We start from the raw sequence: 545 nt of genomic DNA, 5'->3' as shown, positions 1-545 counted from the left end.
GAGTTAGCAGCTAAATTTGCTAAATTCTTCTCAGGTGATGCTCCGGAAATTGACTACAGTGCTATTGAGCAAAAAGCAGGATCTGCAACTCGTGCAGCTTCAGCTACAGTATTAGCAGCTTTTGCTGATCAGGTTGAAAATATGATTGTTTCTTCTGCTGACCTTGCAAATTCTGATAAAACTGATGGTTTCTTAAAGAAAACTAAAGCATTCGAAAAAGGAGATTTCACAGGTCAATTCTTACAGTCAGGAGTTGCTGAATTAACAATGGCTGCCATGGCTAATGGTATGGCGCTTCATGGAGGGGTTATTCCTGTTGTTGGTACTTTCTTTGTGTTCTCAGATTATATGAAGCCTGCTGCTCGTTTGGCTGCCTTACAGCAATTGCCAGTTAAGTATGTTTGGACTCACGATGCATTCCGTGTAGGAGAGGATGGACCAACTCACCAGCCAATTGAGCAGGAAGCTCAAATTCGTTTAATGGAGAAGTTGAAAAATCACCACGGAGAAAACTCTATGTTAGTACTTCGTCCTGCTGATGCTGA

Annotated in this window: 1 pseudogene; it reads left to right on the top strand. The window is 41.8% G+C overall.

The window, feature by feature from the left end:
• Positions 1-545 (top strand): annotated as a pseudogene (locus tag OM075_RS26670) (transketolase); the annotation flags it as partial.

Origin of the sequence: Plebeiibacterium sediminum (assembly GCF_026013605.1) — a bacterium.
Classification (GTDB): Bacteria; Bacteroidota; Bacteroidia; order Bacteroidales; family Marinilabiliaceae; genus Saccharicrinis; species Saccharicrinis sediminus.
The sequence above is the reverse complement of the archived record's forward strand: the minus strand, read 5'-3'. Positions and strand labels throughout refer to the sequence as shown.